This window comes from Luteimonas sp. gir, assembly GCF_037198055.1.
Lineage (GTDB): Bacteria > Pseudomonadota > Gammaproteobacteria > Xanthomonadales > Xanthomonadaceae > Luteimonas > Luteimonas citri_A.
Genome location: NZ_JBBAXQ010000001.1, coordinates 331,837 through 345,558 on the forward strand (window position 1 = coordinate 331,837; position 13,722 = coordinate 345,558).

Consider the following 13,722-nt stretch of genomic DNA (forward strand, 5'->3'; position numbering starts at 1 on the left):
GCATGTCACCGGCGCAGTGACCTTAAGCCCTCCCCCGCAATGCGGGGGAGGGGTGGGTGGGGGGCACCGGTGTCGGTCAGCGTTGCGAGACCTGCGTGTCGAGCGGTTCGCGTTGCGGGAGCGACTGCGGCCAGCCGCCGGCGAGGGCGCGGTAGAGCGCGACGGCGCCGGTCGCGGTGCGGGTGCGGCCCGCGGCGAAGGCGTCTTCCGCCTGCAACTGCGTGCGCTCGGCGTCGAGCACGTCGAGCAACCCGGTCGCGCCGGCTTCGAAGCGCATGCGGGCCAGCCGGGCGGCGCGGGCGCTGTCGCGGGCGGCGCGTTCGAGTTCGACATCCTCGTCGTGCGCGCGATCGAAGCGTGCGAGCGCGTTGCCCGTGTCTTCGAGTGCGCGCAGCACAGTCTGCTGGTAGCGCGCCAGTTCCAGCTCGGCGTCGGCATCGGCCGCAGCGATGCGGGCGCGCACGCGGCCGATGTCGAGGAACGACCAGTCGATACCGAGTGCGACCAGCCGGGTCTCGCTGTCGCGCTTGAACAGCGCGTCGACGTCGCCGGCCTGGCTGCCGATCAGGCCACCCAGGGTGAGCCGCGGAAACAGGTCGGCGGTTGCGACGCCCACGCGTGCGGTCGCGGCGTGCAGCCGGTGTTCGGCGGCTGAGACATCCGGGCGCAGCCGCAGGACGTCGGCCGGTGTGCCGGGATCGATCGCGCGCGGCACGGCAGGCAGATCGCGTGCGGCGCTGAGGGCATCGCGCAGGGCGTCGGGCGTGCGGCCGGTGAGGACCGCGATGCGATGGATGGCGACCGCGATCTCGGCCTCCAGCGCCGGGATCCGCGATGCGGTCGAGGCCGCCTGCGCCGAGGCGCGCGCGCTGTCGAAGTCGCTGTCCTGGCCGGCGTTGCGGCGGGCCTCGACCAGCGCCAGCGTGTGCTGCTGGTTGCCGGCGTTCTCGGTCGCCACGCGCAGCCGCTCCTGCAGACCGCGCAGGTCGAGGTAGGCGGTCGCGACCTCGCCGACGATCGCGACCTGCAAGGCGCGCAGGTCGTCGGCGCTCGCGGCGGCTTCGGCGCGGCCGGCCTCGACGCCGCGGCGCACGCGGCCGAACAGGTCGAGTTCCCAGCTTGCGCCGATGCCGGCCTCGAAGGCGTCGCTGTCGCGTGCGGCACGCGGGACGCCCGGTGCCTGGTCGGCACTGGCCCGGCTGCTGGTCGCCCGGCCGCTGGCGTCGATCGTCGGCCACTGGTCGAAGCGCGTGTTGCGCAGCAAGGCGTTGGCGCGATCGAAGCGGGCGAGTGCGATGCGCAGGTCGTGGTTGGCCGTCAGCGCATCGTCGACCAGCGCAGTGAGTTGCGGGTCGCCGAAGGCCTGCCAGAAGGCGCCGTCGGCCGGCGCGGCGACGGGCGCCGCCGCCGCCGGATCGGTCACAGGCGCCTGCACGCCGAAGGTCTCTGGCACCGCCATCGTCGGACGCACGTGGTCCGGGCCGACGGCGCAGGCGGCGAGCAGCGCCGCGGCCAGGGTGGCGATGAGCGGGCGCGTCACCATGGCAGTGCCTGGTCGAAGTAGAAGTAGCCACCGGTCGGGCCGTCGTCGTCGATCAGCGCGAGCCGCACACTGGTGCGCGCGCCGTCGACGACCTCGAGCTCGCCGTTCTGCGCGTCGCCCGCCTTGTTCATGTCGGTGCGCACGTAGCCCGGATGGATGGTGTTGACCTTGATGCCGGCATCCTTGAGCACGTGCGCCAGGTGCACGGTCCACGCATTCACCGCGGTCTTGGACACGTTGTAGGCCGGTATGCCTTTCATGTCGTAGATGAACGAGGTCGGGTCCTGATGCTGGCTGATCGAGCCGAGCAGGCTCGAGACATTGACGATCCGGCCCGCCTTGGACGTGTGCAGCAGCGGCAGCAGCGCCTGCGTGGTCGCGATCAGGCCGAACACGTTGGTCTCGAACGTCGTGCGCCAGGTGTCGAGCGACTGGCCGATGGTGCCCTGGGTCGGGTCGTCGGCGACGATGCCGGCGTTGTTGACCAGGATGTCGAGACGGCCATGGCGCGCCGCGATGGTTTTCGCAGCCTCGGCGATGCTGGCCGCGTCGGTGACGTCGAGCGCGATCGCCTCGACCGGCAGACCTTCGGCCTGCAGCTTGAGCGCAGCTTCGACCGCGCGGTCGCGATCGCGACCGGCCAGCAGTGTATGCACGCCGGCGGCACTGAGTTGGCGCACGGTCTCCAGGCCGATGCCACGGGTGGCGCCGGTGACCAGTGCGATGCGGGAATCGGAAACGGACATGGAGCAACTCCTAGCGGGGGATCAGGAATGGGCCGGTGCGACGGGCGCGACCGGTGCGTGCGAGACGAGCGGGCGGTTCGCGAGTTTGCGCATCGCGACGTAGAACACCGGCGTGAGGAACAGGCCGAAGAGCGTGACGCCCAACATGCCGGCGAACACGGTGATGCCGGTGATCGAACGGACTTCTGCGCCCGCGCCGGTGGACAGCACCAGCGGCACGGTGCCGGCGATGAACGCGACCGAGGTCATGACGATCGGCCGCAGGCGCAGGCGGCTGGCTTCCAGCGCGGACGTGATGATGTCCTTGCCCTGCATCTCCAGCTCGCGGGCGAACTCGACGATCAGGATCGCGTTCTTGCAGGCCAGACCCATCAGCACCACCAGGCCCACCTGCACGAACACGTTGTTGTCGCCGCCGGCCAGCCATACGCCGAACAGGGCGGACAGCAACGTCATCGGCACGATCAGAATCACCGCCAGCGGCAGCGACCAGCTTTCGTACAGCGCGGCCAGCACCAGGAAGGCGAGCATCACCGCCAGCGGGAACACCACCAGCGCCGCACCGCTCTGGTTGGACTGCTGGTAGCTCAGGTCGCTCCAGCCGATGCCCATGCCATTCGGGAGCACCTGGCCGGCCAGCTCGGTGACCTTGGCCATTGCCTCGCCCGACGACAGCACGCGCGGGTCGGCATCTCCCAGCAGATCGGCGGCGGGATACCCGTTGAAGCGGATCACCGGGTCCGGGCCATAGGTCTGGCGAACATTCACCATCGAGCCCACCGGCACCATTTCGCCGGCCGCATTGCGCGTGCGCAGGGCGGCGATGTCCGACACGTCTTCGCGGAACGGGCCGTCGGCCTGGGCGATGACCTGCCAGGTGCGCCCGAACATGTTGAAATCGTTGACGTAGGCCGAGCCCAGATAGGTCTGCAGCGTGTCGAACAGTTCGGTCAGCGGCACGCCCTGGGCCTTGGCCTTGACGCGATCGACCTCGGCATCGAGCTGCGGCACATTGGCCTGGTAGCTGCTGATCGGATAGCCCAGCCCCGGCGTCTGCATCGCGGCCGCCTGGAAGGCCTGCACCGCGGCCTGCAACTCGCCGTAGCCCAGACGCGTGCGGTCCTCGACGAACAACGACCACCCCGACCCGTTGCCCAGCCCCTGGATCGGTGGCGGCATGAAGGCGAAGGTGAAGCCTTCCTGGATGGTCGAGAACTTCTGGTTGAGCTCGGCGGTGATCTCCTCGGCGCTGCGGCTGCGTTCGGAGAACGGATCGAGGGTGAAGAACACCACGCCGTTGTTGGGCGTATTGGTGAACTGCAGCGGGTTCAGGCCCGGGAATGCGATCTCGCTGGCGACGCCGTCGACCTCGCTGGCGAGTGCCGCCATCCGCTTGAGCACCGCGTCGGTACGTTCGATCGACGCGCCTTCGGGCATTTTGACGCCTGCGATCACGTACATCTTGTCCTGCACCGGGATGAAGCCCGCCGGCACGATCTTGAACATCAGGGCGGCGCCCGCCAGCAGTACGGCATAGACCACGAAGACGGCGCCGCGACGGCCCAACGAACCCGAAACCGCGCTTTCGTAGCGCTCGGAGCTGCGATGGAAGAAGCGGTTGAACGGACGGAACACCCAGCCGAACGTCCGATCGATGAGTTGGGTCAGCCGGTCCTTCGGTGCGCCGTGCGGTTGCAGAAGCTTGGCTGCCAGGGCCGGCGACAGGGTCAACGAGTTGATCGCCGAGATCACGGTGGAGATGGCAATGGTCACCGCGAACTGCTTGTAGAACTGGCCGGTGACGCCGGTCAGGAACGCCATCGGCACGAACACCGCGCACAGCACCAGCGCGATCGCGATGATCGGCCCGGACACCTCGCGCATCGCCAGATGGGCCGCTTCCAGTGGGGAGGCGCCCAGCTCGATGTGGCGCTCGACGTTCTCCACCACCACGATGGCGTCGTCGACGACGATGCCGATCGCCAATACCAGTCCGAACAGTGTGAGCGTGTTGATCGAGTAGCCGAGCAGGTACAGCACCGCGAACGTGCCGACGATCGACACCGGGACTGCGAGCAGCGGAATGATCGATGCGCGCCAGGTCTGCAGGAACAGGATCACCACCAGCACCACCAGCAGGGTGGCCTCGATCAACGTCGTGACCACCGACTTGATGGAATCGCGCACGAAGATCGTGGTGTCGTAGATCGACTGGATCTCCACGCCAGGCGGAAGCGAAGGCCGCAGCCGTTCCATCGTCGCGACCACGCCGTCGCGGATCTCAAGCGCGTTCGCGCCCGGGGCCTGGAAGACACCAATGGCCGCAGCGTTCTTGCCGTCCAGGCGTGCCCGCAGCGTGTAGTCGCCGGCAGCCAGCTCGATCCGGGCCACGTCGGCCAGACGCACCAGCTCGCCGTCGCTGCCGGCCTTGAGCACGATGTCGCCGAACTCCTCGACGGTCTCCAAGCGGCCCTTGGCATTGATCGGCAGCAGGAAGTCGCTGCCGTTGGGCATCGGTTCGGCGCCGAGCTGGCCTGCCGACACCTGCACGTTCTGTTCGCGCACCGAGCGCACCACATCGCCCGCGGTCAGGCCGCGCGCGGCGATCTTGTCCGGGTCCAGCCACAGGCGCATCGCGTAGTCGCCACCGCCGAAGACCTGGGCATCGCCCACGCCTGCGATCTTGGCGATCTCGTCCTTGACGTGCAGGCGCATGTAGTTGCGCAGGTACAGCGAATCGTAGCGGCCGTCCTGGGAGGTCAGGTGTACGACCATCAGGAACACCGGCGACTGCTTCTGCGTGGTCACGCCCTGCCGTCGGACGTCCTCGGGCAATCGCGCCTGCGCCTGCGCCACGCGGTTCTGGACGCGAACGGCCGCGTCGTCGGCGTCGGTGCCGGGCTTGAAGGTCACGGTGAGCTGCAGCACGCCGTCGGAGCCGGCCACGGACTTGATGTACATCATGTCCTCGACGCCGTTGATGGCTTCCTCGAGCGGGGTCGCCACCGTTTCGGCGATCACCTTCGGGTTGGCACCGGGGTACACGGTGCGTACGACCACCGAGGGCGGCACGACCTCCGGGTACTCGCCAATCGGCAGCAGGGGAAGCGCGATCAGGCCGCCGGCGAAGATCAGGATCGACAGCACCGCGGCAAAGATCGGCCGGTCGATGAAGAAGCGGGAGAAGTCCACGGGAGAATCCTTGTGGGCGGCGCGAAGGCCGCAGCGAAAGAAAACGCGGGTACAGCGAGGCTTTCTCCGTAACGGAGAAGATGCCCCGAGGTTGCGGATGCGCACCGGGCTTGCTCGGCAAGTCCCGATCCGCACCCGATGCGCTGCACGCGTCTCCCCAGAGGGAGGCCGCGGTCATGCGACCCTTAGTGTTGTGCGACCGCCTTGACCGGCTGGCCATCGCGCATCGCAACCGTCTGCGGTGCGACCGGCATGCCAGGCATGAAGACCTTCTGCACGCCGTTGACGATGACGCGGTCGCCGGCGGCCAGGCCCGACTCGACCACGCGCAGGCCATCGACCATGCGCCCGGGCACGATGTCGCGGCGTTGCGCGGTGTTGCCCTCGCCCAGCACGTAGACGTACTTGCGGTCCTGGTCGGTCAACACGGCCTTGTCGTCGATCAGCACCGCCTCGCGTGCGGTCGCGCCTTCGAGCTGCACGCGGGCGAACAGCCCCGGCGTGAACCGGCGGTCGGGGTTGGGCAGCACGGCGCGGGCGCGCACGGTGCCGGTGGCCGGATCGACCTGGTTGTCGAGGAAATCGACCGTGCCGGCATGCGGGTAGCCGGTCTCATCCGACAGACCCACGCGCACCGCGTTGCGACCGGCGGTGCGCGCGCCCTCGCGGGCCAGCGCCTGGTGCCGCAGGAAGGTGCGTTCGTCGGTCTCGAAGTAGACGTGCACCGGATCCTGCGAGACCACCGTGGTCAGCAGCGAGGCATCGGCCTGGGCGAGATTGCCGGCGGTCAGCAACGCGCGCCCGGCGCGGCCATCGACCGGTGCGCGGACCTGGGTGAAGGCCAGATCCAGCTTCGCGGTTTCGACCGCGGCCTGCGCGGCGCGCACCGCGGCCTCAGCTTCGGCGCGTCCGGCGCTGCGGGCCTCGAAGTCGTCGCGCGAGATCGCGCTGGCCTCGATCAACGACTGCGCGCGGTCGTGCCGCGTTGCCGCCAATTGCGCCTCGGCGCGGGCCCGGGCCAGTTCGGCCTCCGCGCGCTGCAACGCCGCGCGGTACGGACGTGGGTCGATGACGAACAGCAGGTCGCCCTGCTTCACTTCGTCGCCTTCCGCGTAGGCCACGCGCTCGACGTAGCCGCTGACGCGCGGCCGCAGCTCGACGCTCTCGACCGCGGCAATCCGGCCGGTGGCGTCGTTCCAGTCCTTGACCGGCTCGGCGAGCACTGCGGCGACTCCGACTTCGGGCGGGGGCGGCGGGCCGGCCGATTCGGCGCGGCTGTCGCAGCCGGCCACGGTGACGGCGATCGCGGCGGCCAGCAGCGAGCCGGCCAGGGCGCGGGTGAGGATGGGGGTCATGAGCGGAACTCCTGGGGGGATCGGGAACGGGCCGCGATGCGCTGCAGCAGCGCCTGCGCGGCGGTGTCGTGGGTCGACGCGGGGACGCACGGCGGAGGTGCGAGATCGATGTCGTCGGACAGGCCGGGCGGGCGCACCGGGCCGTCGCTCGGGAACCGCAGCAGCGCGGCGTCCGGGCGCAGGCGGCCGTCGACCATGCGCAGCGCGTAGTCGGCGATCGCATCGGCGTCCGGCCACTGGGTGCAGGCATGCGCGGCGTTGTGCGCAGTGCGCACCGGCGAGTCGATCGCCAGCATCTGCACCCGGACCGGCAGCGTCCGCGCTTCTTCGTGCAGCACGCGGGCCAGCATCTGCAACGCGGCCGCGCCGATCGAGCGGTGTCCGTAGCCCGACCAGGGCTGCTCGGCGCCGGGGCCGCCGACCAGGACATAGGCGCCGCCGGGGACCGGGGCCAGCAGCGGCAACAGATGGCGCGCGGCGGCCAGATGCGGCAGCAGGTCCTCGTCGAGCCGCCGACGCAGGAAGTCGGCCGGCGCGTCGAGCAGTCGGCGTGCCGGGGCGGCGCCGCGGATCGCTGCAACCACCGCACCGGGTCGGGGGCCGGCCAGCGCGGCGACGCGGTCCGCGAGCGCGGCGGCGTCGGCATCGCTGGACAGCGTCGCGGCCAGCGGCATCACGGTCGCGCCGTGACGCTCGCGCAGCGCGGCGAGCGCGGCGCCGTCGCGCGCCACCGCGATCGTTCGACGTCCGGCGGCTGCAGCGCGGGCGACCAGGCGCGCGCCGATCGTCCCGGTCGCGCCAAGCACCAGCAGCGGCGACATTGTCCCGGTCATGGGATTTTGTCTCCCGAAAAACAGGCTTCGACCGAGGCCGGGGCATCCTGATCGGGGGTCGACACCCCCAGCCAGGCCCACATCCGGCGCCAGTCGAAACCGCCGCCACGCACCCCGCGGGGGACTGCAAGGCGGGCGCTAGACGATTGATTCGGCGGGATTTCCAACCGACGCCGGGACGCAGCCGTGCGGCCCTGTCGGACGATGGCGTGCGGGCTGGGAACAGGGCAGTCGAGGGACACCGGCGGACTCCGGTCGGGCGAGGCTGCAAACGATAGGCGGCCATCCCGGACTTGATTAGTCCCGATTCGAGGGAATAATTGTCCCTCGAACGGGCCAATCGCGTCCGTCCCCACCGGAGCGCGCGCATGGCCCACGATCTCAACGACACGCTGATCTTCGTCAAGGTGGTCGAGCAGGGCAGCTTCATCGCTGCCGCCAACGCGCTCGGCCTGCCCAAGACCACGGTCAGTCGCAAGGTCCAGGAACTCGAGCAGCGGCTGGGCGCGCGGCTGCTGCACCGGACCACACGTCGCCTGGGGCTGACCGAGGCCGGCGCGGTCTACCACGAGCATTGCCAGCGCATCGCGCGCGGGCTCGAAGAGGCCGAGGCCGCAGTGGGCCAATTGCAGGGCGGTCCGCGCGGCTGGCTGCGTTTCACCGTGCCCTACTCGATCGGCATCACCTGGATCGCGCCGCTGCTCGGCGATTTCCAGGCCCAGTACCCGGAGATCCTGCTCGACATGCACATGGGCAACGAGAAGCTCGACCTGATCGCCGGCGAGGCTGATCTGGCGTTGCGCGTGGGCACGCTGCCCGATTCCAACTTCGTCGCGCGCAAGCTCGGCAGCCTGCGCACGCAGGTCTTTGCCAGCCCCGCCTACATCGAAAAGCACGGCGAGCCGCTGCATCCCGACGACCTGCAGCACCACCGCACACTGGTGATGCGCAAGAGCCGCAACCCGCACAACGGCCGGTTTGTGTGGTCGCTGACAGACGGTCAGGCGCTGCGCGAGTTCCCGGTCAATCCGCAGCTGGTCGGCAACGACCCGGCCGCATTGAACTGGGCGCTGATCAAGGGCGAGGGCCTGATGCTGACCGGCGACGTGATGGCCAAGGCCTTCGTCGAAGCGGGCATGGTCCAGCGCGTGCTCGCCGGCTGGACCGGTCCGGAGGTCGACTTCAACGCGGTGTTCGCCGGCGGCCGGCTGGTCTCGCCGAAGGTCCGTGCGTTCGTCGATTTCCTCATCGAGCGCCTGAACTTCGACGCCGACCACATGCAGACCCTGTGCATGGTGCAGAAGCAGGCGATGGAGGCGAAAGCCGCCGGCGAGGTTGCACTGGCGCAGTTGGAGAAGGTCTCGCGCCGGTCCGCAGCACCGGACCCCGAGCGCGTCGAGCCGGTCACCGCCGGCCGGTGACGGTCACGACAGCGACGCGGGCGATGCCCGCTGTCGCCGGCGCTCAGCGTTCCGAGTGCCCGCTGCCGCTGCCGTCGCGCCGGGCGAACAGGTCCGGGCGGATCAGCTCGACGAACGCGCGGGCCTGCGGCGAGAGCAGCTTGCCCTTGCGCACCACGACGCCGTAGCTGCGCGCAGGAAACCACTCGGAGACCGGTCGCGTCGCCAGTCGCGTCGCATCGCCCGCCTCCAGGCAGATCGCGCTGGTGATCGAGATGCCCATGCCCATCGCGACGTACTGCTTGATCACCTCCCAGCCGCCGACTTCCAGCGCGATCGTGTAGGGCACGCGCGCCTGCTGGAACACCTGGTCGACCAGCCGATAGGTCACATGCCGTTTGGGCGGCAAAATCAGGCCGTAGCGCGCGATCTCCTCCAGCGTGATCCGTCGCGCACGCGCCAGGGCGTGGTCGGGCGGCGTGAGCAGGACCGGCTCGAAGCGGTACACCGGTGCGTAGTCGAGGTCCGGCGGCACGTCGACCATCGAGCCGACCACCAGATCGACCGCGTCACTGCGCAGCAGGTCGTTGCCGTCGGCGGTGATGGCGTCATGCAGCGTCAGCCGCACATCGGGATGCTGGCGGCGGAACAGTTCGACGATCTTCGGCAGCAGGTACAGGATGGTCGAGCTGTTGGCCGCGATCGTCAGCGCACCGGCGTCCAGACCGCCGACCTCGCGGCGAAATGCCGCCGGCAAGCCGTCGATGCCCTCCACCAGCGGCATTGCCAGGTCGTAGAGCACCTCGCCGGCGCGGGTGGGCACCAGGCGCCGGCCGCTGCGTTCGAGCAACTTGACCCCGAGCTCGCGTTCGAGCGCCTGCAACTGCAGCGAGATCGCGGGCTGGCTGACATAGAGGGCCTCGGCGGCGCGCGACACCGAGCCCAAACGGGTCGTCTGACAGAACGCGCGCAGCGGCTTGAGCCGGTCGCTCTTGTACGGAAACCGTAACGGGGGCGGGGACTTGGCGGCCATTCCGGCATGCTTATTAGTCAGGCTAATAGTTCGCATTGACAGAACTCGTTTGTCAAATATCGGGCATGGAGAGACGGTCTGCTGCACCGCACCACCCCAAGGCGACCGTTGCGATGAACGCTGTCCACCGACTGCATGCGCTGCCCCCCTCCCCCGCCTGCGCCCTGCCGGCGGGCCTGCCAGCCGGGACCCCGGCCGACCTGCTCGATGACGCCGCCCTCGCCTGGCTGGCGGACCTTCACCGCGAATTCGAGCCCAGGCGCCAAGCCCTGCTCCGCGCCCGGCAGACCCGCCAGGCCGCCTTCGACGCCGGCGCCCTGCCCGATTTCCGCACCGACACCCGGACGATCCGCGAATCGGCATGGACGGTCGTCCCGGCGCCACGGGCATTGCGCGATCGCCGGGTCGAGATCACCGGGCCGGTCGATCCGAAGATGGTCATCAATGCGCTCAACTCCGGCGCGCAGTGCTACATGGCCGATTTCGAGGATTCGACGTCGCCGACCTGGGCCAATCTGCTGACCGGCCAGCGCGCGCTGCGCGAAGCAGTCGCCGGCAGCCTGACCTTCGAAGGCAACGGCAAGCGTTACACCTTGCTGCCCGAAGCGCGGCAGGCGGTGCTGATCGTGCGGCCGCGCGGCTGGCACCTGGACGAGAAGCACGTCCTGGTCGACGGCGCGCCGATGTCGGCAGCGCTGTTCGATGCCGGCCTGTTCGCGTTCCACAACGCCCACGCGCTGGCCGCGCGCGATCGCGGGCCCTACTTCTACCTGCCCAAGCTGCAGTCGATGGAAGAAGCGCAGCTGTGGGACGACGCGCTGGCCCATATCGAACGTGCGCTGGGCCTGCCGGTCGGGCAGATCCGGGTCACGGTGCTGATCGAGACCCTGCCCGCCGCGTTCGAGATGGACGAGATCCTGCACGCGTTGCGCGGGCGTATCGCCGGCCTCAACTGCGGGCGCTGGGATTACATCTTCTCCTACATCAAGACCTTTCGACGGCACCGCGACCGCGTGCTGCCCGAGCGCGGTCAGGTGACGATGGCCCAGCCCTTCCTCAAGGCCTATTCGGAACTGCTGATCCAGACCTGCCACCGCCGCGGCGCGCACGCCATGGGCGGCATGGCGGCGCAGATCCCGATCCCCGGCGACGAGGCCGCGAACGAGGCGGCAATGGACCGGGTGCGCGCCGACAAGCTGCGCGAGGTCACCGCCGGCCACGACGGCACCTGGGTCGCGCATCCGGCGCTGATCCCGATTGCGCGCCAGGTGTTCGATGCACGCATGCGTGGGCCGCACCAGCATGCGATGACGCGCGACGACGTGCTGGTCGCGCGCGACGACCTGATCGTCCCGTCCTTGGGCACGATCACCCATGCCGGCTTCGCCGGCAACGTCGAAGTCTGCGTGCGCTACCTCGCTGCCTGGCTCGACGGCAACGGCTGCGTGCCGATCCACGGCATGATGGAAGACGCTGCGACCGCCGAGATCGCACGCGCGCAGCTGTGGCAGTGGTTGCACCACGCCGATGCCGACGCCAGCGGTGCGCCCGGCACGCCGTTGCATCTCGATGACGGCACCGCGATCGACGACGCGCTGTTCGACCGGGTGCTGCTGTCGCTGCCCTCGCGCCTGGCCCGTCAGGCGGTCCCCGGCGCCGCACGCGTGGCCGAGGCCATCGCCCTGCTCGAAGCGCTGACCCGGTCCGACACGCTGGCCGACTTTCTGACGTTGCCGGCGTACGAGCGGCTGTGACACGCCCTCACCGCTGATGCGATCGCCCGCTCCGCCCAATCCCTCATCACGCATGACCCCGCCAGAGGAACGTCCCATGACCACGCGCCAGCACCAGATCGATGCCTTGCAGCAAGAATGGACCACTGACCCGCGCTGGAGCGGCATCCGCCGCACCTATACCGCGGCCGACGTCGTGCGCCTGCGCGGCAGCGTGCAGCCCGAGCACACGCTGGCCCGTCGCGGTGCGCAGCGGCTGTGGACGCTGCTCAACGGACAGGCCAAGAAGGGCTACGTCAATGCGTTCGGTGCGATCAGCGCCGGGCAGGCGATGCAGCAGGCCAAGGCGGGACTGGAGGCGGTGTACCTGTCGGGCTGGCAGGTTGCGGCCGACGGCAACACCTCCGAGACCATGTATCCCGACCAGTCGCTGTATGCCTACGACTCGGTGCCGGCGATGGTGCGCCGGATCAACAACACCTTCCAGCGTGCCGACGAGATCCAGTGGAAGAACATCGCCGACGGCAAGCTCGACGCGCGCGAGGCGATCGATTTCTTCCTGCCGATCGTCGCCGATGGCGAGGCCGGCTTCGGCGGCGTGCTCAATGCCTACGAGTTGATGAAGAACATGATCGTCGCCGGTGCGGCGGGTGTGCACTTCGAAGATCAGCTGGCCGCGGTCAAGAAGTGCGGCCATATGGGCGGCAAGGTGCTGGTGCCGACCCAGGAGGCGGTGCAGAAGCTCATCGCCGCGCGCCTGGCTGCCGATGTGCTCGGTGTGCCGTCGATCGTGCTCGCGCGCACCGATGCCGAGGCGGCCACCTTGCTGACCTCCGACTTCGATGCCAACGACGCGCCGTTCGTCACCGGCGAACGCACCGCCGAGGGCTTCTACAAGGTCCGCAACGGCCTGGAGCAGGCGATCAGCCGTGGCGTCGCCTATGCCCCCTTCGCCGACCTGGTGTGGTGCGAGACCGGCACCCCCGACCTGGGCTTTGCGCGCGAGTTCGCCCAGGCCGTCCAGGCTGCTACACCGGGCAAGCTGCTGGCCTACAACTGCTCGCCGAGCTTCAACTGGAAGAAGAATCTTGATGACCGCCAGATCGCCTCATTCCAGGACGAGCTGTCGGCGCTGGGCTACAAGTTCCAGTTCATCACCCTGGCGGGCATCCACATCAACTGGTTCAACAGCTTCCGATTCGCGCACGACTACGCGCGCGGCGAAGGCATGCGCCACTATGTCGAGCAGGTGCAGGAGCGCGAGTTCGCCGCGCGCGATCAGGGCTACACCTTCGTCTCGCACCAGCAGGAAGTCGGCGCCGGCTACTTCGACGATGTCACCACGGTGATCCAGGGCGGCGCCTCCAGCGTGACCGCACTGACCGGCTCGACCGAGGAGGCCCAGTTCTACGCCACGCGAGCCGCGTGAGGCACGGCGTCGATGGCGCGCTGCACCATCGAGGGGCTCGCATGTGACGCGCGTCGCGATTGACGACGTCGACGTGTTGAAACGCACGTCGACGTCATGCGCGGGCTTGTGGTCGTGTGGAGAAGTGCAGAGAATCGGTCGGTGTTGGCGGTCCAGGAATGCCGCACGTTGGATGATGGAACCTTGCGGTGTCGTACCGCTGGCACGTGGAAGTTCGATTCTCAACTCACCAGGAAAGGAGTCAACGTCATGAACGACATGAATTACAGCGAGTGCGAGTTCGACCAGGCAGCCGAGTGGCGCGCGTCCGCGGGTGCGGACAATCCGGCAGGGGCCCTGTTTATCAGCGGCGAGTACGCCGAAGCCGACATCGCCGGTGGCGACGTGGCGATGACCGTCTTCAACTGTACGAACTGCGCCGATTGCACGGGGTCGATCACGATCGACTGCCGTTGATC

The 13,722-nt window shown here is 69.1% G+C and carries 9 protein-coding genes and 1 pseudogene; 4 read left to right on the plus strand and 6 right to left on the minus strand.

Annotated elements, in window-relative coordinates:
- Positions 1-76 precede the first annotated feature (76 nt).
- From WAF18_RS01540 to WAF18_RS01560, 5 genes are all read right to left on the minus strand, one after another.
- Positions 77-1,540 (minus strand): efflux transporter outer membrane subunit, encoded by a 1,464-nt coding sequence (locus WAF18_RS01540; protein ID WP_337243550.1) that lies wholly within the window; start codon positions 1,538-1,540, stop codon positions 77-79.
- Positions 1,537-2,289 (minus strand): SDR family oxidoreductase, encoded by a 753-nt coding sequence (locus WAF18_RS01545; RefSeq protein WP_337243551.1) that lies wholly within the window; start codon positions 2,287-2,289, stop codon positions 1,537-1,539. The genes WAF18_RS01540 and WAF18_RS01545 overlap by 4 nt, the downstream gene beginning before the upstream one ends.
- A 21-nt stretch (positions 2,290-2,310) precedes the next feature.
- The gene (locus tag WAF18_RS01550; protein WP_337243552.1) at positions 2,311-5,481 is read right to left on the minus strand and encodes a multidrug efflux RND transporter permease subunit; all 3,171 of its coding nucleotides are present in this window, start codon (positions 5,479-5,481) and stop codon (positions 2,311-2,313) included.
- Between the two features lie 185 nt (positions 5,482-5,666).
- Positions 5,667-6,836, minus strand: coding sequence for an efflux RND transporter periplasmic adaptor subunit (locus tag WAF18_RS01555; protein ID WP_337243553.1), 1,170 nt, complete (start codon positions 6,834-6,836; stop codon positions 5,667-5,669).
- Positions 6,833-7,669 (minus strand): SDR family NAD(P)-dependent oxidoreductase, encoded by an 837-nt coding sequence (locus WAF18_RS01560; RefSeq protein ID WP_337243554.1) that lies wholly within the window; start codon positions 7,667-7,669, stop codon positions 6,833-6,835. Before WAF18_RS01560 ends, WAF18_RS01555 begins: the two co-directional genes overlap by 4 nt.
- Before the next feature lie 368 nt (positions 7,670-8,037).
- On the opposite strand from WAF18_RS01560, the pseudogene WAF18_RS01565 reads away from it, so the two are divergent.
- Positions 8,038-8,949 (plus strand): annotated as a pseudogene (locus WAF18_RS01565) (LysR family transcriptional regulator); the annotation flags it as partial.
- A gap of 184 nt (positions 8,950-9,133) precedes the next feature.
- Here the strand turns inward: WAF18_RS01565 and WAF18_RS01570 are convergent.
- Positions 9,134-10,102 (minus strand): LysR family transcriptional regulator, encoded by a 969-nt coding sequence (locus WAF18_RS01570; protein ID WP_337243555.1) that lies wholly within the window; start codon positions 10,100-10,102, stop codon positions 9,134-9,136.
- Between the two features lie 113 nt (positions 10,103-10,215).
- Here WAF18_RS01570 and aceB point away from each other — a divergent pair, with 113 nt between their 5' ends.
- The 3 genes from aceB to WAF18_RS01585 all read left to right on the plus strand — a co-directional run bounded on the left by aceB (position 10,216) and on the right by WAF18_RS01585 (position 13,720).
- On the plus strand, positions 10,216-11,856 hold the full coding sequence (gene aceB, locus WAF18_RS01575) for a malate synthase A (protein ID WP_337243556.1): 1,641 nt from the start codon (positions 10,216-10,218) through the stop codon (positions 11,854-11,856).
- A 76-nt stretch (positions 11,857-11,932) separates the two neighbouring features.
- On the plus strand, positions 11,933-13,264 hold the full coding sequence (gene aceA, locus WAF18_RS01580) for an isocitrate lyase (RefSeq protein WP_337243557.1): 1,332 nt from the start codon (positions 11,933-11,935) through the stop codon (positions 13,262-13,264).
- Positions 13,265-13,513: 249 nt separating this feature from the next.
- Positions 13,514-13,720, plus strand: coding sequence for a DUF6229 family protein (locus tag WAF18_RS01585; RefSeq protein WP_337243558.1), 207 nt, complete (start codon positions 13,514-13,516; stop codon positions 13,718-13,720).
- Positions 13,721-13,722: the final 2 nt, after the last annotated feature.